The 21,749-nt window shown below is 60.0% G+C and carries 18 protein-coding genes; 3 read left to right on the top strand and 15 right to left on the bottom strand.

Annotated elements, in window-relative coordinates; all coding sequences use genetic code 11:
* Positions 1 to 91: 91 nt before the first annotated feature.
* The 7 genes from aauR to AC07YV_RS07030 form a co-directional block, all read right to left on the bottom strand.
* The gene (aauR, locus tag AC07YV_RS07060; protein ID WP_007975084.1) at positions 92 to 1,420 is read right to left on the bottom strand and encodes a two-component response regulator AauR; all 1,329 of its coding nucleotides are present in this window, start codon (positions 1,418 to 1,420) and stop codon (positions 92 to 94) included.
* Entirely contained in the window at positions 1,417 to 3,330 is a 1,914-nt protein-coding gene (aauS, locus tag AC07YV_RS07055) for a two-component sensor histidine kinase AauS (RefSeq protein WP_102699060.1), read from the bottom strand. The genes aauR and aauS overlap by 4 nt, the downstream gene beginning before the upstream one ends.
* 174 nt (positions 3,331 to 3,504) lie before the next feature.
* Complete coding sequence (locus tag AC07YV_RS07050; RefSeq protein WP_015093699.1) at positions 3,505 to 4,239, bottom strand: amino acid ABC transporter ATP-binding protein; 735 nt, start codon at positions 4,237 to 4,239, stop codon at positions 3,505 to 3,507.
* A complete protein-coding gene (locus AC07YV_RS07045) occupies positions 4,236 to 4,907 on the bottom strand; it encodes an amino acid ABC transporter permease (protein ID WP_102699059.1) in 672 nt (223 codons plus the stop codon). Before AC07YV_RS07045 ends, AC07YV_RS07050 begins: the two co-directional genes overlap by 4 nt.
* Positions 4,907 to 5,653, bottom strand: a complete 747-nt coding sequence (locus AC07YV_RS07040; protein ID WP_102699058.1) for an amino acid ABC transporter permease — start codon at positions 5,651 to 5,653, stop codon at positions 4,907 to 4,909. Before AC07YV_RS07040 ends, AC07YV_RS07045 begins: the two co-directional genes overlap by 1 nt.
* Before the next feature lie 193 nt (positions 5,654 to 5,846).
* Positions 5,847 to 6,761, bottom strand: a complete 915-nt coding sequence (locus AC07YV_RS07035; protein WP_046041277.1) for a glutamate/aspartate ABC transporter substrate-binding protein — start codon at positions 6,759 to 6,761, stop codon at positions 5,847 to 5,849.
* 277 nt (positions 6,762 to 7,038) lie between these two features.
* Positions 7,039 to 8,667 carry a glucan biosynthesis protein D gene (locus AC07YV_RS07030; protein ID WP_007975078.1) on the bottom strand — a complete coding sequence of 543 codons (1,629 nt, stop codon included), beginning with the start codon at positions 8,665 to 8,667 and terminating at the stop codon, positions 7,039 to 7,041.
* 419 nt (positions 8,668 to 9,086) lie between these two features.
* On the opposite strand from AC07YV_RS07030, the gene AC07YV_RS07025 reads away from it, so the two are divergent.
* Entirely contained in the window at positions 9,087 to 9,272 is a 186-nt protein-coding gene (locus AC07YV_RS07025) for a hypothetical protein (protein WP_007975077.1), read from the top strand.
* Between the two features lie 175 nt (positions 9,273 to 9,447).
* Here the strand turns inward: AC07YV_RS07025 and AC07YV_RS07020 are convergent, their stop codons facing one another.
* Positions 9,448 to 9,948 (bottom strand): BRO-N domain-containing protein, encoded by a 501-nt coding sequence (locus AC07YV_RS07020; RefSeq protein WP_102699057.1) that lies wholly within the window; start codon positions 9,946 to 9,948, stop codon positions 9,448 to 9,450.
* 436 nt (positions 9,949 to 10,384) lie between these two features.
* On the opposite strand from AC07YV_RS07020, the gene AC07YV_RS07015 reads away from it, so the two are divergent.
* Both AC07YV_RS07015 and AC07YV_RS07010 read left to right on the top strand, forming a co-directional pair.
* The gene (locus AC07YV_RS07015; protein ID WP_102699056.1) at positions 10,385 to 11,635 is read left to right on the top strand and encodes an AAA family ATPase; all 1,251 of its coding nucleotides are present in this window, start codon (positions 10,385 to 10,387) and stop codon (positions 11,633 to 11,635) included.
* A 3-nt stretch (positions 11,636 to 11,638) separates the two neighbouring features.
* Positions 11,639 to 12,265 (top strand): RloB family protein, encoded by a 627-nt coding sequence (locus AC07YV_RS07010; RefSeq protein WP_102699055.1) that lies wholly within the window; start codon positions 11,639 to 11,641, stop codon positions 12,263 to 12,265.
* A 40-nt stretch (positions 12,266 to 12,305) separates the two neighbouring features.
* On the opposite strand, the gene AC07YV_RS07005 is transcribed toward AC07YV_RS07010, so the two are convergent.
* The 7 genes from AC07YV_RS07005 to ydcS form a co-directional block, all read right to left on the bottom strand.
* On the bottom strand, positions 12,306 to 14,168 hold the full coding sequence (locus AC07YV_RS07005) for an NAD(P)-binding protein (RefSeq protein WP_102699054.1): 1,863 nt from the start codon (positions 14,166 to 14,168) through the stop codon (positions 12,306 to 12,308).
* 62 nt (positions 14,169 to 14,230) lie between these two features.
* Positions 14,231 to 15,715 carry an APC family permease gene (locus AC07YV_RS07000; RefSeq protein ID WP_102699053.1) on the bottom strand — a complete coding sequence of 495 codons (1,485 nt, stop codon included), beginning with the start codon at positions 15,713 to 15,715 and terminating at the stop codon, positions 14,231 to 14,233.
* A 253-nt stretch (positions 15,716 to 15,968) separates the two neighbouring features.
* On the bottom strand, positions 15,969 to 17,393 hold the full coding sequence (locus AC07YV_RS06995; RefSeq protein WP_102699052.1) for a gamma-aminobutyraldehyde dehydrogenase: 1,425 nt from the start codon (positions 17,391 to 17,393) through the stop codon (positions 15,969 to 15,971).
* A 161-nt stretch (positions 17,394 to 17,554) separates the two neighbouring features.
* A complete protein-coding gene (locus AC07YV_RS06990) occupies positions 17,555 to 18,364 on the bottom strand; it encodes an ABC transporter permease (RefSeq protein ID WP_102699051.1) in 810 nt (269 codons plus the stop codon).
* The gene (locus tag AC07YV_RS06985; protein ID WP_015093713.1) at positions 18,354 to 19,301 is read right to left on the bottom strand and encodes an ABC transporter permease; all 948 of its coding nucleotides are present in this window, start codon (positions 19,299 to 19,301) and stop codon (positions 18,354 to 18,356) included. The genes AC07YV_RS06990 and AC07YV_RS06985 overlap by 11 nt, the downstream gene beginning before the upstream one ends.
* A gap of 1 nt (position 19,302) precedes the next feature.
* Complete coding sequence (locus AC07YV_RS06980; protein WP_102699050.1) at positions 19,303 to 20,340, bottom strand: ABC transporter ATP-binding protein; 1,038 nt, start codon at positions 20,338 to 20,340, stop codon at positions 19,303 to 19,305.
* A 216-nt stretch (positions 20,341 to 20,556) separates the two neighbouring features.
* Positions 20,557 to 21,708 (bottom strand): putative ABC transporter substrate-binding protein YdcS, encoded by a 1,152-nt coding sequence (gene ydcS, locus AC07YV_RS06975; protein ID WP_102699049.1) that lies wholly within the window; start codon positions 21,706 to 21,708, stop codon positions 20,557 to 20,559.
* Between the last annotated feature and the right edge of the window lie 41 nt (positions 21,709 to 21,749).

Raw genomic sequence — 21,749 nt, 5'->3', positions numbered from 1 at the left:
CCCTGTAGGAGCTGCCGAAGGCTGCGATCTTTTGATTTCAAGATCAAAAGATCGCAGCCTTCGGCAGCTCCTACAGGGGATCAGGTTTTGCTCAATGGCTCAGGCCGTACTTTTTCACTTTGTCGAACAGCGTGGTCTTGGCCATGCCCAGTTCCTGGCTGGCCTGGGTCAGGTTGCCGCCGCTGCGTAGCAAGGCATCGCTGAGCAGGTTGCGCTCGAAGGCTTCCACCGCTTCGGCAAACGCCAGGCCTTGATTGCTGCCGCCGGCACCGGTTTTCTTGAACGCCGGCAGGCCCAGGGCAAAGCGCTCGGCAACGTTGCGCAGCTCGCGCACGTTGCCCGGCCAGTCGTGGCTCATCAGGTTTGAAACGGTCTGGTTGTCCAGCTCCGGCACTGCACGGTCGAAACGCAGGGACGACTGCTGCAGAAAGTGTTCGAACAGTTGCAGGATGTCCTCGCGGCGCTCGCGCAGCGGCGGCAGTTCCAGGGTCACCACGTTGAGACGGTAATACAGGTCGCTGCGGAATTCGCCGGCCTTGCTCGACTCGACGAGGTCGGACTTGGTCGCCGCGATGACGCGGCAATCCACCGCCACGCTCTGGTTCGAACCGAGGCGTTCGAGGGTGCGTTCCTGCAATACCCGCAGCAGTTTGATCTGCAAGGGCAGGGGCATGCTTTCCACTTCGTCGAGGAATAGCGTGCCGCCGTCGGCGTGTTCGATCTTGCCGATCCGCCGCTTGCCCGCACCGGTAAAGGCGTTGGCTTCGTGGCCGAAAATTTCGCTTTCGAAGAGGTTTTCCGGCAGGCCGCCGCAGTTCAACGCGACGAACTGCTTGGTGTGCCGTCGACTGAAATCATGCAGGCAGCGCGCGACCAGTTCCTTGCCGGTGCCGGTCTCGCCTTCGATCAACACGTTGGCCGACGTATCGGCGACGTTGGCGATCAGTTCCCGCAGGTTCTGCATGGCCGGCGAGCGACCGATGATCCGCCCTTCGAGGGAGTCGCGCTCGGCCAATTGCCGGCGCAGCGACGACACCTCCCGCGCCAGGCTGCGTTGCTCGAGGGCGCGGCGGGCCACGTCCACCAGGCGCTCCGGGGAGAACGGCTTTTCCATGAAATCGTAGGCGCCTTTCTGCATCGCCCCGACGGCCATGGAGATGTCGCCGTGGCCGGTGATCAGCACCACCGGCAGGCTGCGGTCGCGCTCCTTGAGCCGGGTCAGCAACTCCAGGCCATCGATGCCCGGCAGGCGAATGTCGCTGACGACGATGCCGGCGAAGTTGTCGCCGACCCGCTCCAGGGCTTCTTCGGCGCTGCCCACGCCAATGCAGGGAATGTCTTCCAGGGTCAGCGCCTGTTGGCAGCCGAGCAGCACATGGGGGTCGTCTTCGACGATCAATACACTAAGGTCGTTGTTCATATTGGCTCGGCGGGAGTGGGGCTTACCAACGGTAAACTGAGGACGAATGCGGTACCACCGCTGGCCGGGTGCTCGACACCCAGGTGACCGCCGGTGGCGGCGGCCAGGCTGGCGGAAAGGGTCAGGCCAAGGCCCAGACCCTGTTCGCCGGGTTTGGTGGTGAAGAAGGGTTCGAACAGGTGCTTGCGCGCTTCGGCGTCGATGCCGTGGCCGTTGTCACGCACGCGCAGCCGGTATTTGCCATCGAAGGTCTCGCCTTCGAGCCACAGCTCGGGTTGCGGCTGCGCTTGCATGGCGTCGAGGGCGTTGCCGATCAGGTTGACCAGAATCTGCTCCAGGCGGGTCTGGTCGATTTGCACCTGCACAGCGTCAAAATGGCGGTGCAATTGCAAAGGCGTGTTTTCCACCCGTGCGCCGTGCAATTGCAGGGCCGCGTCCACCGCTTTGCCAAGGCAGGCCTGACCCTTGTCGTCACCTCGCCGGGCGAACGAGCGCAGGCTGGCGGTGATGCGGCCCATGCGGTCGATCAGTTCGTTGATGGTCTTGAGGTTGGTGCTGGCGACGTCGAGCTGGCCGCGTTCGAGGAAGCGCACGGTATTGCCGGACAAGGTGCGCAGCGCCGCCAGCGGCTGGTTCAGTTCGTGGGCGATGCTGGTGGACATCTGGCCGATGGCCGCGAGTTTTCCGGCCTGTACCAGTTCGTCCTGGGCGCGGCGCAAGGTCTCTTCGGCGTGCCGGCGTTCGCGGATCTGCCCCTTGAGCCGTTCGTTGCTGGCGCGCAGGTCGGTGGTGCGTTCGGTAATCCGACGTTCCAGCTGGTTGTTGGCTTCCTGCAAGGCTTCCCGGGCTGCGAGGCGGGTGGCGATCACCTTGCGCCGCTCGTTCCAGGCGATCAACAGAAAGGCGCAGAGGGCAAACGCCACGGCCACCAGAATTCCCTGGTTGATCGCTTCGCGGCGCAAGTCCTGGAGCGGCGTGAGCAGGGTGAAATTCCACGGGGTATCGCTCAAGGGCCGGGTTTGCGACAGGTAGCTGATGTTTTCATCGTCGCGATCTTGTTGGAGCAGCAGTTCACTGTTGGCCGGGAACGTGAGTTTTTCCACGCCTTCGGACAGGGTTTCCCGGGCCAGCGGCTGCAGTTCGTTGAGCGGGAACCAGTAGTACTGCAGGCTGCGGGCAAGTTTTTCCTTGGTTTCTTCGCTCAGCGGCACCACCGATTTCAAGCGTCGAGCCGGATCGCTGGAGAGAATGATGATGCCGTTCTCGTCGCTGACGAAGGCTTCCAGCCGCGCCCGTTGCCAGCGTTCTTCCATGGCTTCCAGGCGCACCTTGACCACCGCGACGCCGATGATCTTGCCGTGTTCTTCCAGGCCATGGGCCAGGTAGTAACCGGGTTCGCCGTTGGTGCTGCCGATGCCGTAGAAACGCCCCGGCTGACCGCGCACGGCGTTCTGGAAGTAGGCGCGAAAGGACAGGTCTTCACCCAGGTAACTGTCGACATCGCGCCAGTTACTGGTGGCCATGACGCGGCCGGTGGTGTCCATCACGTAGATGGCCCGACTGCGGCTGCGCCGGTTCAGGCCTTCGAGGTAATCGTTGACCGTTTGCCGGTGTTCCGGGGTCGGGTCGGCCAGCAACTGCGAAACACTGGTTTCGAGCTCCAGCAGGCTGGGCAGGTAGGTGTATTTGCTGATTTCGCTTTCGACGGCACGGGCGTGCAATTCCAGCTGACGCTGGCCGTTCTCGCCGAGGTTGCGGATGCCATAGTGCTCACTGATCCAGAAGCCGATATAGCCCAGGCCGATCATCATGGCGATGATCAGTGGCGGCAGGAACAAATGACGAACCAGACGGGGTTTCACGGCGAGTGATGGCGACGTTGCGCGATAAAGATTGGGGTCGCATTTCATCACAGATGCCTTGGGTCAACCACCACTACCGCCTTGACGCGTCCTTGTAGGAGCTGCCGCAAGCTGCGATCTTTTGATCTTGATCTTTTGTGACCGGACGTTCGCCAGAATCAAAAGCAAGATCAAAAGATCGCAGCTTGCGGCAGCTCCTACAGGGGCGGCGGCGGTGTGGCTTTAGTGCTGCAGAATCTTGTTGAGGAAGTGCTGCGTACGCTCGGCACGGTGGCTGATGTCGCCGAAGAACTCTTCTTTCTTGCAGTCTTCGATGATCTTGCCCTGGTCCATGAAGATCACCCGGTCGGCCACTTTACGGGCGAAGCCCATTTCGTGGGTCACGCACATCATGGTCATGCCTTCGTGGGCCAGTTGTACCATCACGTCGAGCACTTCGTTGACCATTTCCGGGTCCAGCGCCGAGGTCGGTTCGTCGAACAGCATGACGATCGGGTCCATCGCCAGCGCACGGGCAATCGCCACGCGCTGCTGCTGACCGCCGGACAGTTGGCCAGGATGCTTGTGGGCATGGGCCGAGAGACCGACGCGCTCGAGCAGTTGCAGGCCTTTCTTGGTGGCTTCTTCCTTGCTGCGGCCCAATACCTTGATCTGCGCGATGGTCAGGTTCTCGGTGATGGTCAGGTGCGGGAACAGCTCGAAGTGCTGGAACACCATGCCCACGCGCGAACGCAGTTTCGGCAGGTTGGTCTTCGGGTCGGCGATGGAGGTGCCGTCGACCACGATGTCACCCTTCTGGAACGGCTCCAGGGCGTTGACGCACTTGATCAGGGTCGACTTGCCGGAACCGGATGGCCCGCACACCACGATCACTTCGCCTTTTTTGACCTCGGTGCTGCAATCAGTCAGAACCTGGAAGTCCCCATACCACTTGTTGATGCTTTTGATAGAGATCATACGGCGAACCTTTTTTGCAGACGCTTGACCAGCTGCGAGGCGGCAAAGCTGATGATGAAGTACACGAGACCCGCGAAAATCAGGAACTCATTGGAGCGGCCAATGATGTCGCCACTGGCGCGCGAAGCATTGAGGAAGTCCACCAGGCCGACGGCGTAGACCAGCGAGGTGTCCTGAAACAGGATGATGCTCTGTTGCAGCAACAGCGGCGTCATCTTGCGGAACGCCTGCGGCAGGATGATCAGGCGCATCATCTGGCCGTAGGACATGCCCAGGGCCTGGGCAGCGCCCATCTGACCCTTTGGAATCGACTGCACACCGGCCCGGACGATTTCGCAGAAGTACGCCGCTTCGAACATCATGAACGCCACGATGCACGAGGCGAACGCGCCGATCGGTGTGTCTTCGCCGGTAATCCAGCGCAGCACGAACGGCACCGCCAGGTAGAACCAGGTGATCACCAGCAGCAACGGAATCGAGCGGAAGTAGTTGACGTAGGCGCCGGCGATGTTCGACAGCAGCTTGTTGTGGGACAGGCGCATCAACGCCAGGATGGTGCCGAGGATGATGCCGCCGACCACACCCATGGCCATCAGCTTGAGGGTCATGACCATGCCGTTCCACAGGCCCGGCAGGGACGGGATGATGCCCGAGAAATCGAATTCCATCATTTACCCCCTACGGAGATCAGGCCCGGTACGGCGACTTTCTTCTCGACCAGGCGCATCAGCAACATCAGGCTCATGTTCAGGGTGAAGTAGATCAGCGTGGCCAGGGTAAAGGCTTCGAACAGGTTGGCGGAGAACTCGGCGGTCTGTTTGGTCTGCGCGAGCAATTCCATCAAGCCGATCAGCGAGGCCACGGAGGTGTTCTTGAAGACGTTCAGGAATTCCGAGGTAAGCGGCGGAATGATGATCCGGTAAGCCTGGGGCAGCAGCACGTTCCAGTAGATCTGCGGCAGCTTGAAACCCATGGCGCGGGCCGCGGATTCCTGGCCTTTGGGCAGGGCCTGGATACCGGTGCGCACCTGTTCGCACACCCGGGCGGTGGTGAACAGGCCCAGGCACACGACGACGCTGAGGAAGGCCGAGGTGGTCGGGTTCAGATCCTGCTTGTACCACTCTTGCAGGTCCGCCGGCAGCAGGTCGGGTACCAGGAAGTACCAGATGAACAGCTGAACCAGCAGCGGCACGTTACGGAAGAGTTCGACGTAGCAGGTGGCGATGCCCGATACGATGCGGTTCGGCACGGTACGCATGACGCCCAGGATCGAGCCCAGTGTCAGGGCGATGATCCAGGCCGCGATGGCGATGGCGATGGTCCAGCCCAGTCCGGACACGTACCAGTCGAAATAGGTCTCGCTGCCCACGCCGGTGGACTTGAAGAACACGCCCCAGTCCCAGTTGTAATTCATTAGGGTCTCCCCTCGGATTCGATCGATGTACAAATGCCCGCTTGGGGGAAGCTCCGTTCCCGCCTGTCCTTGGGGGACAGGCACACGCGCTCGGCTCGACAGCCACCGGTTCGAGTGTTTCCAGAAATGCCAGCAGGGAGTGCATTCCCCTGAAAGGGCTACGGCCCTTTCAGGGGATAAGGTTAGTCAGAAATCAGGACTTCTTGTCGTCAGCCGCTTTATCAGTCGGTTTGGCGATCAGGGCCTTGAGTTCGTCGCTCATCGGGAAGTTCAGGTTCAGGCCTTTTGGCGGGATTGGCTGCATGAACCATTTTTCGTAGATCTTGTTGATCTCGCCCGATGCGTAGGTGGCCTTGATGGCGTCATCTACAGCCTTTTTGAACGGCTCGTCGCCTTTGCGCACCATGCAGCCGTAGATTTCGTAGGACTGTGGAGTGCCGGTCACGGCCCAGTCGCTTGCTTTCTTGGCCTTGGCCGCTTCACCGGCCAGCAGGGCGTCGTCCATCATGAACGCAACGGCACGGCCGGTTTCCAGCATCTGGAACGACTCGCCGTGGTCTTTGGCGGAAATGACGTTCATGCCCATCTGCTTGTCGGCGTTCATCGCCTTGAGGATGCGCTCGGACGTGGTGCCGGCGGTGGTCACGACGTTCTTGCCGGCCAGGTCAGGGAAATCCTTGTACTTGGAGTCTGCCTTGGACAGCAGGCGAGTACCGATTTCGAAGATGCCGACGGAGAAGTCAACCTGCTGCTGGCGCTCGACGTTGTTGGTAGTGGAACCGCACTCGAGGTCCACGGTGCCGTTCTGCACCAGCGGGATACGGGTTTGCGAAGTCACCAGGTTGTATTTGACCTGGAGGTTCGGCATGTCGAGGTCTTTTTTCAGGGCTTCGACGACTTTCAACTGGATGTCGTGGGAGTAGCCGACCGGTTTGCCGGAAGCATCCGCGATATAGGAAAACGGAATGGAAGCGTCGCGATGGCCCAGGGTGATGGTGCCGGACTCTTTGATCTTCTTCAGGGTGCCGGTGAGTTCGGCGGCGAAAACCGGAGTGCTGATCAGAGCGGCAGCAATGGCTGCGCCCAGGATATGGGGAACGATGCGCATCAAATTTTCCTCGACTTTGTTTTTTTTATGGAGCCAGTTCATCGGCCCTTTTGTGCTGCAAAACACCTGAGCGCTACGATGAGTGAGCGCAAAGGACATTCGTCGAAGAAGTGTAGAGCATGACTCGTGCCAGACCAGTCGCTATTAGTCAAAGTATTGATTTATAAGGAAATTAAGTTTTTCTTGCGCTGAAATTTCAGTGGAGCGATCCGGTTAACCGAACCGACCCGCAGGTCGCGTTCGGAAAACCGAATGGTGGCAGGGTGCTACCCGATCATCAGGTGTACTTGCGCTTGTCCGGCGCTGGCGGGAAGTACTGGTACAACCAGGTCTCACTCAGCGTGCGGTCGTTGGTGCGGATGAACAGGCGCAGCTCGACGGGCTCCACGCTGTCATTGGTCGGGTACCAGTCAAACAGGACACGGTAACCCTTGATGTCATCGAGCTTGAGCACGCTGAAATCCTTGACCTCGCCGTTCGAACAAGTGACCACCGGCTCGATGCCCGCGCCCTCGGGCAGGCGGTCAAGGCCGCCGCCGGTGAAGTCCACGGCAAAACGACGGGCCCAGACGGGCGGGTAATGCTCGCCCGGCGCCCAGCCTTCGGTGAAACCGCCCATCCCGGAACGGGTGGCATTGACCCGCGCCAGCGGCGTGCCGACCGGTGGCAGCGCGCTCCAGTAGAGCTTGTAGCCGTAGTTCAGCGAGTCGCCGGCAGCCACCGGTTTCTTCGGGGTCCAGAAGGCGACGATGTTGTCCATGGTTTCGCCGGTGGTAGGGATTTCCAGCAGATCGACCGAGCCTTCGCCCCATGCGGTGGTCGGTTCGACCCACAGGCTCGGGCGGCGGCTGTACCAGTCGACGGTGTCCTGATAGCTGGCGAACTCGTGGTCGGTCTGCACCAGGCCGAAACCTTTCGGGTCCTTGTCGGCGAAGGCATTGAATTGCAGGGTCGCCGGGTTGTTCAGCGGGCGGCAGATCCACTCGCCGTTGCCGCGCCACATGGCCAGGCGGTCGGAGTCGTGGATTTGCGGGTGAATGGTGTCGCACATGCGGCGTTCGTGGGTGCCGCAGCTGAACATGCTGGTCATCGGCGCGATGCCCAACTGGTCAATGGCGGTGCGCGCGTTGACGTGGGCATCGACCTCCATCACCACGCGCTCGGCCTGGCAGTCGATATCGAAGCGGTAGGCACCGGTGGCGCTCGGCGAGTCGAGCAGGGCGTAGACCACGAAGCGGGTGCTGTCCTTGTCCGGCGTCTCGAACCAGAACTTGGTGAAGTCGGGGAATTCTTCGCGCTTCTTGGCGTAGGTGTCGATGGCCAGGCCGCGGGCCGACAAACCGTACTGGCCGGTGGCGTCCACCGCACGGAAATAACTGGCGCCAAGGAAGGACACGACGTCGTGCTTGTCCAGTTCCGGGGCCTTGAACAACTTGAAGCCGGAGAAACCCAGGTCGCCCTTGAGCTGTGCAGTGTCGACCGTGGTGTTTTCATAGTTGAACAGCGACGGGCGGAAATGCACCTCGCGGGCCATCCGGGTTTTCGGGTCGACGCTGTACATGCGCACCGGCTGCTTGAACCCCATGCCGACGTGGAAGAACTGCACGTCCAGTTGGCCCTTGAGTTCTTTCCATAACGAATGATTGCCGTCGTAGCGGATTGCATTGAAGTTCTGCGGCGTCATGGTCGCCAGGGTCGGCGGCAACTGTTGCTTGGTGTCCTGGTAACGATTGCTGGCGAGCTGTTTGGCCTGGAGCTTCAGCGCCTCGAAATCGAATGCGCTGGCCTCGCCATCAGCGGTGCCGCCACTGGCGGCCCAGGCTTGGGCGGCCAACAGGCCTGTAGCGGACAAACCGGTGTAGGCCGCGATGGCCATGGAGGCTTTGAGCAAGTTCCTGCGGTGCATAAATACAACCTGTCGTGAGCAATCCCGCGCCGTTCCTGGCACGTGCTGGATCAGAAAAAACGGTTCGGACATGCCTTCGGCCAAACGCAACGGACTGTAGAACAGATGCCCGACAGCTTAAACCGTTCGATTGCAGAGCAAAATTGATTGATGGCACAGCGCCGGCTCGGCAATGAAACAAGACATGTCGGGAAACAATTCCGACAGGGGTTTCTGATTTACAGGGCATTTCTGCTTTTTTCGACTAATTACTCTAAAAACCGCTTTTCAGCGCCCGGAATATTTCTATTCTGTGCACATGACCGGTTTATGCCCTTCGGACCGGTGCGGTTCAGCGGGCACCCAGCGGCTGCTGAAAAAGGGATAGGGCGATGCGGTTTTTTGCAGTTTTCTTTGACGTATAGAGAAGGACATCGTCCATGTCGAAAGTACAAGGCATCACCGAAATGTTGGGAATCTTTCCGTGCCTGGCCATCGGGCGACGCAGGCGCCGGCTTAATAACGAGGAAATGAAACTGGTGGAGCGGTATAGGGAGCTGTCGGAGAGCGACAGGATCGCGATGAGGTATCTGGTGGATGCGATGAGGAGTGTTTCGCGGTTTTGAAACAGGGCGGGTTACCGTGAGAGCCATCTGGCTTTTACGGTAGCCAGATCCATCAACTTGCTGTGGCGAGGGAGCTTGCTCCCGCTGGGGCGCGCAGCGGCCCTCGCTTTACCTTCAAAGCGAGGACTGCTTCGCAGTCCAGCGGGAGCAAGCTCCCTCGCCACAGGTCATGTATTCAATCCCTGGGAGCCGGAGAAGGTCGCTGTCCATGCATCAGCTCAGGCACATCACGCCACTTCACCCAGGCCTGTTGTTGCCAGTGCAGCAGCGGCACAGTGACGCCGGCCCAATGCACCGAACTCAGGCTCGGGCGGTTTTCCACAGGTGTGGCGCTGGTTTCCCGCATCATGGGTATGACTTCGTTGCTCAACCACTGACGCAGATTGCGGTTTTCCGGGACGAAGTGGTGAACCAACAAGGCGTACATGCCTGATTCGCTGACCATCAGTGTTTCGACCGTTTTGCCGTTCTTGAGCAGACAGACGCTGCGACGTTGGTCGGGATCGAGTTTCAGGGTCAGGCGTTCATTGAGTGGTTTGCCCATCAAGCGACCCAGATCCTGGGCGCAGAACCAGGCTTGGTTGTTTTGCATGAAGACATGGAGGAAGCGGTTGTGGCGGGTGAAGACGGTGGGATCGAAATAGGGCAGAGGCGAGCTTTGAGGATGCATTGGCATGGCGCGATTTCCGTTTTGACTTGGAAAGTCGCCACCAACCCTTCGACAGGTTGGGTGGCGGACCGAGTGGCGTTCGAAGTCGGGACACCTCCAATCAAAACGGAAGCCGGAAGGCCCGCGCCACACGGCCCGCCATAAAACAGAAATGAGGCATAAAACAGCCACAGTTCTATGGGGGCACGCGAGCACCGTTTTGACTGGTTCCGGCTTCGACTCCGGGCCGCTGATTTGGCAGCGACGGATTGAAGCCTATCGGTCAGGCGCTCGCGGCGCCAAGTCTACTCTGGCGACGCTTGTTGTAGGAATCGGCGCCGGTATTCGAAGGTTCGATCTGTAGGATTTTCCTGTTTTTGCATTGGCTGCAGAGCAGCGGCACCTGAAGCGCATTTTTTCCTTTATGTATTCGAGTCCAGCAAACGAACTGCAGGTTTTTTCCATGCTGATCGAATTCTCGGTTTCCAATTACCGCTCGTTCCGTGACAAGCAAACCTTGTCCATGGCGGCGACTCCTCTCCTGAGCAAAACGCGTAATACATTCAAGCCGCCCTGCGCAGAAAAGCTCCCCGATCTGTTGAAGGTGGCTGCGATTTACGGCCCAAATGCTTCCGGCAAGTCTTCATTGGTCCGCGCGATGGGGGTCGTCGGGCGCTTGCTTGCCATGGAAACCAATCCAAGTGACGCGTTGCTATCGGTTTCGCCTTTTCGTTTTGATCGCGCGTTGAAGGATGCGCCCAGCGTATTTGAATACAACTTCATTCAAGGAGGGCAGCGCTATCGGTTTGTGCTGGGGTTAACTGGGCAGCGGATCGTCAAAGAGCAGTTGCTCTCTTATCCAGGAGGGAACGAAACGCTTCTGTATGACCGCCAATTCGACGCCGAAGGGGAGCGTTATGTTTTCGGGAAGGCGCTGGAGGGCGGGGAAGAAGTGCATGGTGCCTGGCGGCGTCTGACGAGCTCGAAAATGCTCTTTCTCGCGCAGGCCGTGAAGAACAGCAATGAAGAAATGACTCAGTTGCGAATGCCGTTCAGTTGGTTCCAAACCGGACTTCTCGTGGTCGAGCAGAGCAGCATGATGGAGCTGTCGACGGCGTCGATCCGATTTCTTCAGATGGTATCGAGCCATACGAACGATCTTCGGGACTTTCTCAAGGCATTGGACATTCCGGTCTCTATCATTGAGCTCAATTCAGACGAGGTCGATGCCATTCAGAACAATAAAGAACCTACCCTGAAGGAGATCTTCGCGGCAGTTCAAAAGAACAAGGTGACCCTCACACATTCCAGTCATTTAGGTACTGCGGAGTTTGATTTTTCGGAGGAGTCGTGCGGTACAAAGAACCTGATTGGCTTTTGGTTGCCCTGGTTCATGATGAATCAAGCGGGGGGCAGTGGAGTGCTTTGTGTCGATGAACTCAACAGCAGCCTTCATCCCGACATCGTCGCTGACTTGATCGACAAGCATCTGGACAGTGGCCTCGATACCCAGCTGATTTTTACAACGCACGACACTCATCTGATGAACGAAAAGATTTTGCGGCGGGATCAGTTCTGGATTACCGAACGTGATGCCAACGGCGCGACCTGTTTGTTTTCCATTCACGATTTTGAGGGGCGCGAAAGTGAGGATGTCGAGAAACGCTACTTTGAGGGTCGTTATCGCGGATTACCGTTGATAAGGCAGGGCTGAGCAATGGTGAGTTCAGGCAAGTCATTTGATCGCAGGAGTTCAGGGTACAAGCCTCAACCTAAGGTGTTGGTGCTCTGTGAAGACAGCAAGTCAGGAAAACGCTATCTGGAGGAGGCTGCCTTTTATTTTCGGGCCAAGGCCCAGGTGGAAATTGCTCACTGCGGCGTCACACATCCGAGTGGCATTGTTGAGCGAGCAATCAGCCGGCAGAAGTACTTCGACAAAGTGTTTTGTGTATTGGATCGCGATACACACCTTTGCTTTCAGCGTGCATTGAATGTTGCGCAGCCTCATCCAAAGATCAAAGTCATTGCATCGTATCCCTGTTTTGAGTTTTGGCTACTGCTGCACTTTGGTTTCAACCGAAAACCCTTCAGAGCTGTCGGGAAACATTCCCCTGGCGAGTTGGTGAGCAAGAGTTTGCGAGAAAAGCCAACCATGGAAAAATATGAGAAGGGCAAAGACATCAACTACTTTGCCCAGCTGTTGGGAGCGCCGTTCCAAACGGCAAGAACCTTGGCACCGAAGATCCTCGAGGACGTTGCCATCAGCGGCGAGCCAAACCCCAGCACCGAAATCCACTTGCTAATGGATGAATTCGAAAGCCTCTCCAAGCCGCAACCGATTTAACATCAAACCCTGCCCGCATCGCTGCGGGCAGGGTGCTCAATCAGCCCACTTCCCCCACCGCCCGATACGCCTCATCAATCGCCGCATGAGCATAAGCACTCCACGCCGCGTCTGAGTTGGCGATGCTCACCCGTCCAACAGGCTGACGGGCCAGGTTCATCAGTTTTTCGCTTTCGTCGGCATCGTCGTACAGGCTGTTGGAGAAGTACGCGTAGCCGTGTGACCAACGGTTGACGGTGATGGCGCGGATGTCGGTTTCGTGGTTGAAGCCGCCAGGGCCGAGCATGCGTTGCAGTTGGTCACGCAGTTGCGCTTCCAGTTGCTCGAACGATTGGCCGTACAGGCGGCCACGGCCGGCGCGGGCCTGGTCGCGGGCGTTCATGCCGCTGTTGGGGCTGGTGGGCACGTAGACCATGTGCAGGCCGATCGGCTGCGTCGGGTCTTTCGGGTGGTCGTAGCCGCCCATGCTTACCGGATAGTCGAGTTTGATCCGGCTGTAGGGTTGGGTCGCCGCATAGATTTCGTGCACGCCGAGTTTCTGGAACGATTGCCAGTTGCGGATCACGACCTTGGTGTACACCAGCGGGAACTTCACGTTCTGGCTCAGGGCGTGGGATTGCTCCGGCGACAGGTCGCGCAGCAGGTACGGGATGATCATGTTGTAGCAGGCCATGATGCAGTGCTTGCCGCGCACCTGGCTGAGCTGGCCGCCGCGGCTGTAGCCGACGTTCACGCCGCTGCCGACGTTGCGCACGCTCACCGCTGTGCTGTTGAGGCGGATGCGCACCGGGGTTTTGGCCTGATCGAGTTTGGCGTAGTCGAACGGGGCGAGGACGATATCGTCCATGGTGTTCCCCGGTGCCACGGCCGGGATCAGGCTGCGTACCAGCAAGCGCGCCAGCGAGGCGTTGCCGTCGGGGAAGTGGTAGATGTAGGGCTCTTCCATTTCCGCCCGGGCTTCTTCGCTGATCGGCTGCAGATTCATCGCGCTGAAGCCTGGGAAACCGACTGAGTAGGCGTCGGACGCGGCGACCGCATCGATGCTCAGGGCCATGAAGTCGTTGGTGCGGCTTTGGAAATACTTCACCGCTTGAGCTGACAAGCCTACGTCCTTGAGCAGGAAATCCTGGTAGCTGATGGCTTCCAGGTGCGCGGTTTTTTCCTCGGTGGTTTTGCCGGGCAGGTAATCCTTGGGCGTCATGTGCAAGGCGATCAACGCCTGGCGGTCGGCTTGCGGCAGCGGGAAGTCGTTGATGAAGTCCGGGATGGAGCGGGCGTGCAACTGGTCCGGGGCGATGTCGTCGGCCACCATCGGCGTCGGGTCGCCGGTCACCAGTTTGTCTTCGCCGAAGTTTTCCTTGTCGAAGAACACCCCGCGCGACAGGCCCAGGCCCGGGTAGAACTGGCGATCGAATGCGGTCTCGAAGCGTTTGATGTTCACTCCGAGCTTCTTCAGCAGGCCGTTCACTTCCTGGCTGTACAGATGATTTGGCGACTGGAAGGCTTCACTGCCGCCGTAGCCGATGATCATGCGACCACCGGCGGAGAATTCGTTGCGCTTGGCGTGGCCGCCGAAGTCGTCGTGGTTTTCCAGAATCAGGATGCGCGCTTTCGGATGTTTCTCACGGTAGAACCACGCAGCGGACAGTCCGCTGAGGCCGCCTCCTACCACCACCAGGTCATATTCCTCGGTGATCGGCAGTTTGTCGGTGTCGAAGACCTTTTTCTCCCAACCCATCTGGTGGGCCATTTCGAACGAACCGACGTGGTTACCCCGCAGGCCGGTCAGTGCTGGAGGGTAGTAGCGCCCGTCAGGGGCAGCCTGGAGAAGTTGCAGAGGGGTCATGCCGGCAGCGATGGTGACAGCGACGCCGTTGAGAAAGTCGCGGCGGGTGATATCCATATTCAATCCTTGTTGGTTTTTCAGATCGCCCCGGCGCCACAATGGCACCGGGGCGAATGCCGTTACCGGCTGACTTTCCAGGCATCGCCCGCCGGGGCGGTGCCGTGGTCATAGGGTTTGGCGATCCACATGTAGAGCAGGCCCAGGCCAATCACGATGGCCGTGCTCAGTACCATGGCGTAGTTGATGTACCACGCGGCATCCGGTGTCCGTGGCCAGGCCATGTTGATAATGGCCCCGACACCATAGACCAGTGCGCCGATGTTCACCGCCCAGCCCCAGGCGCCGAGGGTGAATTTGCCGCTCGGTTTCCAGCCCTTCATGCGGGCGTACAGGGCCGCGAGCACGATCATCTGGAACGCCAGGTAGATGCCGATGGCCGCGAAGCTGACGATGGTGGCGACCGCATCCTGCAGGAAGAAGCCGAGGATGATGATAAGCGCCGGCAGGACACCGGACACGAACAATGCGGCAACCGGAACCTGCGTCGTAGGGGAAATCTTCTTCAGCAGTCGGCTGCCGATGACCATTTCGTCACGGGCGTAGGAATACAGCAGACGACTGGCCGCCGCTTGCAGGCTGATGACGCAGGAGATGAAGGAAATCATCACCACGCCCATCACCACTTTCGACCCCACCGGCCCGAATGCGTTGTTGAGGATGGTGGTGACCGGGTCCTTGTCGGTGCCATTGATCACCGCTTGCATGTCTGGCACCGCGAGGATCAGCGCCAGGCAAGCGAACATCGCCGCGATGCCGCCGATGTAGATGGTCATGCGCATCGCCACCGGGATCTGCTTGCTCGGGTTCGGGGTTTCTTCGGCCACATCGCCGCAGGCCTCGAAGCCGTAGTACAGGAACATCCCCGCCAGCGATGCGGTGAGGAACGCCGGCAGGTACGAGCCGTCGACGCTGATATCGAAGGTGTTGAACAGCACGCTGATCGATTGATGACGCTCGAAAATCAGCAGGTAAACGCCCACGATGACTGCGCCGACCAGTTCGCAGAGGAAGCCGAACATGGCGATGCGCGCCAGCACTTTGGTGCCGCTGAGGTTGACCAGGGTGGCGAACAGCGTCAGGAACAGGGCGATGATGATGTTGGTGTTGTTGCTCGGTTCAAAGCCCATCATGGCGGCCAGGTACGGACCGGCACCCACCGCAACTGCCGCGATGGTCACGCACAGGGCGATGGAGTAGATCCAGCCGACCATCCACGCCCAGCGCTTGCCTACCAGACGGCGGGCCCATGGGTACACGCCTCCGGAAATCGGGAACTGCGAAACCACTTCGCCGAAGATCAGGCACACCAGCAGCTGGCCGCAACCGACCAGCAAATAGGCCCAGAACATCGGTGGCCCGCCCGCGGCGAGGCACAGGCCGAACAGGGTATAAACCCCGACGACCGGGGACAGGTAGGTGAAGCCCAGGGCGAAGTTTTCCCACAGGCTCATGCTGCGATTGAAGTTGGAGGTGTAACCCAGTTTGCGCAGTTGCTCGGCATCGCTGTCGACAACGGCTGCAGAGAGATCGGGTGATGCACTCATGTGTGATTGCTCCGGAAAATCGGCAGATTTCGGATGTCCGAAACCGTGACGGGGCCTTGAGGGCACCGCCAGGATCGGTGGTTATTGTTTTTTGGTGTTGCGGTGAATCCTTGATGTAAATCGCCGACATCATCCTTGTGTCTGCGGAAAAGATCGCAGCCTGCGGCAGCTCCTACAGGGATCGCATGCACCGCATCTTCCGCGCCCTGCACACCCCCTGTAGGAGCTGCCGAAGGCTGCGATCTTTTCGCGGTTAATGCTTGAACATCACATGCCGCACAACGGTGTAATCCTCTAACCCATACATGGACATGTCCTTGCCATACCCGGACAACTTCTGCCCGCCATGGGGCATTTCGCTGACCAGCATGAAGTGCGTATTCACCCAGGTGCAGCCGTACTGCAAGCGCGCCGACATCCGATGGGCGCGGCCGACATCGGCGGTCCACACGGAGGAGGCCAGGCCGTAGTCCGAATCGTTGGCCCAACCCAGCACCTGCGCTTCATCGCTGAATTTGGTCACCGACACCACCGGCCCGAACACTTCGCGCCGCACGATTTCGTCATCCTGCTGGGCATCGGCGAGCACCGTTGGTTCGAAGAAGAAGCCATTGCCGTCCACCGCTTTACCGCCAGTGATCAGGCGAATGTGCGGTTGGGCGATGGCGCGTTCGACGAAACCGGCCACGCGGTCGCGGTGTTGGGCGGTGATCAGCGGGCCGAGTTCGGTCGACGGATCGTCCTGCAAGCCGTACTTGATGCTGCTGACCGCCGCCCCGAGTTTCTCGACGAATTTCTCGTAGATACCTTCCTGGGCGTAGATGCGGCAGGCGGCGGTGCAGTCCTGGCCGGCATTGTAGAAACCGAAGGTGCGGATGCCTTCCACGGCAGCGTCGATGTCGGCGTCGTCGAAGATGATCACCGGGGCCTTGCCGCCCAGTTCCATGTGCATGCGTTTGACGCTGTCGGCGGTGCTGGAAATGATGTTCGAACCGGTGGCGATCGAACCGGTCAGCGACACCATGCGCACTTTCGGGTGGGTGACCAGCGGGCTGCCGACGCTAGGACCACGGCCGAACACCAGGTTGAGCACGCCGGCGGGGAAGATGTCCGACGCCAGTTCGGCCAGGCGCAGGGCGGTCAGCGGGGTCTGTTCCGACGGCTTGAGCACCACGGTATTGCCGGCGGCCAGGGCCGGGGCGATTTTCCAGGCGACCATCATCAGCGGGTAGTTCCACGGCGCGATGGAGGCGATCACGCCCACCGGGTCGCGGCGGATCATCGAGGTGTGGCCCGGCAGGTATTCGCCACCGGCCGAACCGCTCATGCAGCGGCTGGCGCCGGCGAAGAAGCGGAACACGTCGGCAATCGCCGGGATCTCATCGTTCAGCGCGGCGCTGTAAGGCTTGCCGCAGTTATCCGATTCCAGTTTGGCCAGCTCTTCGCCGTGAGCCTCGATGGCATCGGCGAGTTTGAGCAGCAGCAGCGAACGTTCTTTCGGCGGGGTCTGCGACCAGCTGTCGAAGGCGGCGTCGGCGGCGCGCACGGCGGCATCGACCTGGGCTTCGCTGGCTTCGTTGATTTCCACCAGCACACGACCCAGCGCGGGGTTGAACACCGGTTGGGCGGGGCCTTCGCCGTCTTGCAGTTGGCCGTTGATCAAGAGTTTGGTTTGCATGGCGTTGTCCTCTTACAAGCTGTTCTTGTTTTTCTGTGGAAACCGGCCCCTGTAGGAGCTGCCGCAGGCTGCGATCTTTTGATCTTGTTTTTGAAAAGAAAAGTCAAAAGATCGCAGCCTGCGGCAGCTCCTACAGGGGATTGTTGTTGTCGGTTATTGATTTATTTCCCGCCACTGCCCGCAACGCTTTCGCCGCCACGGGTCAGGTAATAGGCGCCGAGGATCGGCAGCATGGTCACGATCATCACCAGCATCGCCACGACGTTGGTCACCGGTACGTCCCGTGGGCGGCTGAGCTGGTTGAGCAGCCACAGCGGCAGGGTGCGTTCATGGCCGGCGGTGAAGGTGGTGACGATGATTTCGTCGAACGACAGGGCAAACGCCAGCATGCCGCCGGCCAGCAACGCCGAGCCGAGGTTCGGCAGGATGATGTAGCGGAAGGTCTGCCAGCCGTCGGCGCCGAGGTCCATGGAGGCCTCGATCAAGCTGTGGGAGGTACGGCGCAAGCGGGCGATGACGTTGTTGTAGACGATCACCACACAGAAGGTCGCGTGGCCGACGATGATGGTGAACATCCCCGGCTCGATGCCCAGTGTCTTGAAGGTCGCCAGCAATGCGATCCCGGTGATGATCCCCGGCAAGGCGATCGGCAGGATCAGCATCAGCGAGATGCCTTGCTTGCCGAAGAAGTCCCGACGGTACAACGCAGCGGACGCCAGCGTGCCAAGGACCATGGCGATCAACGTGGCAATCGAGGCGATCTGCAACGACAGCTTGATGGCTTCAAGCACGTCCGGCCGTGAGAACGCCACGCCGATCCACTTCAGGGTGAAGCCCTTGGGCGGAAAGCTGAACGCCGCGTCTTCGGTGTTGAAGGCGTACAGGAAGATGATCAGGATCGGGAAGTGCAGGAATACCAACCCGCCCCAGGCGGCAATGCGCAGGCCTAATGAGGCTTTTTCAGAGTGCATCGAAGGCCCCCAGACGTTTGACAATGGACAGGTAGATGGCGATCAGCACGATCGGCACCAGGGTGAACGCGGCAGCCATTGGCATGTTGCCGATCGCGCCCTGCTGGGCGTAGACCATGCTGCCGACGAAGTAGCCGGGCGGGCCGACCAGTTGCGGCACGATGAAGTCGCCCAGGGTCAGCGAGAAGGTGAAGATCGAACCAGCGGCAATGCCCGGGATCGACAGCGGCAGGATCACTTGCATGAAGGTCTGGCGCGGCTTGGCCCCGAGGTCGGCGGAGGCTTGCAGCAGCGAGGGCGGCAGGCGTTCCAGCGAAGCCTGGATCGGCAGGATCATGAACGGCAGCCAGATGTAGACGAACACCATGAAGCGCCCCAGGTGCGAGGTCGACAAGGTGCTGCCGCCGACACCGGGAATGCCCAGTACGAATTGCAGGACCGGTTCCAGCCCCAGGTGCTGCACGAACCACTGCGCCACGCCGCCCTTGGCCAGCAGCAAGGTCCAGGCGTAGGCCTTGACGATGTAACTGGCCCACATCGGCATCATCACCGCGATGTAGAAAAACGCCTTGGTCTTGCCCGTGGTGTAGCGCGCCATGTAGTAGGCAATCGGGAACGCGACGATGGCGCTGGCAATCGACACGGCAATCGCCATGCCCAGGGTGCGCAGGATGATGTCGAAGTTCGACGGCTGGAACAGCGCGGTGAAGTTCGCCAGGGTCAGGTCGGGGGTGACCGCCATGGTGAAGTCATCGAAGGTGTAGAAACCTTGCCACAGCAGAACCAGCAACGAGCCCAGGTAGATCGCGCCGAACCACAGCAGCGGCGGTACCAGCAGCAGCGACAGGTAAAAATTCGGCCGGCGATACAGCAGATTGGAAAACCTGCGCAGCAGCGAGCCGCTGGCCGGCGATTGGGGGATAGCTACGGTGTTCATCTCACACCCCGCCTGCAACGGTGTCGTGCAACGGGATCATGGCTTCACGCGCCCAGCGTGCGCTGATGCGCTGACCGGTCTGGTGTTGTGCGCTGGTGTCCAGCCACTGATTGTTGGCCTGGCTGATGTTCAGGGTCTGGCCGTTTTCCAGTTTCAGTTCATAGCGGGTGGCGCTGCCCTGGTACTGGATATCGTGGAGCAAGCCGGTGACTTCGATTTCGTGGCTGGCCAGCGGGCCTTCGGCGAAACGCACGTGTTCCGGACGAATCGAGAACGGCTGCGGATTGCCACTGATTTGCCTGGCCAGATCACCGCGAATCACGTTGGAGGTGCCGACGAATTCGGCGACGAAGGTGGTGGCCGGTTTCATGTACAGGTTGCGCGGGCTGTCGACTTGTTCGATGCGGCCCTTGTTGAATACCGCCACGCGGTCGGACATCGACAGTGCTTCGGTCTGGTCGTGAGTGACGAAGATGAAAGTGATGCCGAGCTGGCGTTGCAGTTTTTTCAGCTCGCTCTGCATTTGCTCGCGCAGTTTCAGGTCGAGTGCGCCGAGTGGCTCGTCGAGCAACAGTACGCGAGGACGGTTGACCAGGGCGCGGGCCAGGGCCACACGCTGGCGCTGACCGCCGGAGAGCTGCACCGGCTTGCGGTCGCCGTAGCCGCCGAGGGCCACCATATCGAGCGCTTCTTCGGCGCGTTTCAGGCGTTCGGCCTTGCCCACGCCTTTGACTTTCAAACCGTAGGCGACGTTGTCGCGAACGTTCATGTGCGGGAACAGCGCGTAATCCTGGAACACGGTGTTCACGTCGCGCTGGTACGGCGGCAGGCCGGCGGCCTCTTCGCCATGGATACGGATGGAACCTGCGCTCGGTTGTTCAAAACCGGCGATCAGGCGCAAACAGGTGGTCTTGCCCGAGCCGGAAGGCCCCAGCATGGAGAAGAACTCGCCGTCCTGGATGTCGATGGAAACCCGGTCTACGGCTTTCACTTCGCCGAATTGACGGGAAACGTTGGTGAACTGGACTGCAAGCGTCATGGTGCGGTGCTCCAAAAAGGCGAAGGCCGTCGCAGCGGCCCTGCCTGGACTTCTGAAAAAACAAAAACTTTTATCTGTCGGCCGAGCGCGGTAGCGGCAACGACGGTGATCAACTGTGGGAGCGAGCTTGCTCGCGATGGCGGAGTGTCAGTCAGTAACAATATTGACTGGAATGCCCTCATCGCGAGCAAGCTCGCTCCCACAGGGGAGGGTGGGTTATCTACCGCCCATGATCGCGATGTAGTCCTGGGTCCAGCGGCTGTACGGCACGAACTTGCCGCCTTCAGCCTGCGGGGTTTTCCAGAAGGCGATCTTGTCGAACTGGTCGAAACCGTTGGTCTTGCAGCCTTCGGCGCCGAGCAGTTCGCTCTCCTTGCACGCCGCAGGGACTGCTGGCAACGAGCCGAACCACGCCGCTACGTCGCCCTGGACTTTCGGTTGCAGCGACCAGTCCATCCACTTGTAGGCGCAGTTCGGGTGCTTGGCCTCGGTGTGCATCATGGTGGTGTCGGCCCAACCGGTGGCGCCTTCTTTCGGGATGGTCGAGGCGATGGGCTGTTTCTCGTTCATCAGGCCGTTGACCTGATACGGCCACGCGCCGGAGGCGACCACGCCTTCGTTCTTGAAGTCACTCATTTGTACGGTGGTGTCGTGCCAGTAGCGGTGGATCAACGGCTGCTGGGCGCGCAGCAGGTCGAGCACGGCCTTGTATTGGGCTTCGGTCAGTTCGTACGGGCTCTGGATGCCCAGTTCCGGTTTGGCAGTCTTCAGGTACAGCGCCGCGTCGGCGATGTAGATCGGGCCGTCATAGGCTTGCACGCGGCCCTTGTTCGGCTTGCCGTCCGGCAGGTTTTCGGCATTGAACAGCACGCCCCAGGTGGTCGGCGCGGTCTTGAACACGTTGGTGTTGTACATCAGCACGTTCGGGCCCCACTGATACGGGGTGCCGTAGGTCTGCTTGTTGACCACGTACCAGGGTGCATCCTTGAGGCGCGGGTCGAGGTTTTTCCAGTTCGGGATCAACGCGGTGTTGATCGGCTGCACACGCTTGCCGACGATCAGGCGCAGGGAGGCGTCGCCCGACGCCGTCACCAGATCGTAGCCACCCTTGGCCATCAGGCTGACCATTTCATCGGAAGTGGCCGCGGTCTTGACGTTGACCTTGCAGCCGGTTTCCTTCTCGAAGCCGGTCACCCAGTCGTAGGCCTTGTCGCTCTCGCCACGTTCGATGTAGCCAGGCCAGGCCACAATATCCAGTTGGCCCTCGCCAGCCCCGACAGCTTTGAGCGGCTCGGCGGCCTGGATGCTGGCACTGGCCAGCAGCGCGGTGGTGATTGCACTGAGCAGTGCGGTCTTGTGCACGAACATGGGAATTCCCTCTTCTTTAATTATGGTCGGGGCAGTGTTTT

It is taken from the genome of Pseudomonas sp. GW456-E7 (genome assembly GCF_059424105.1).
Note: the sequence above shows the minus strand (reverse complement) of the source record. Positions and strands in the feature narration are given on the sequence as shown.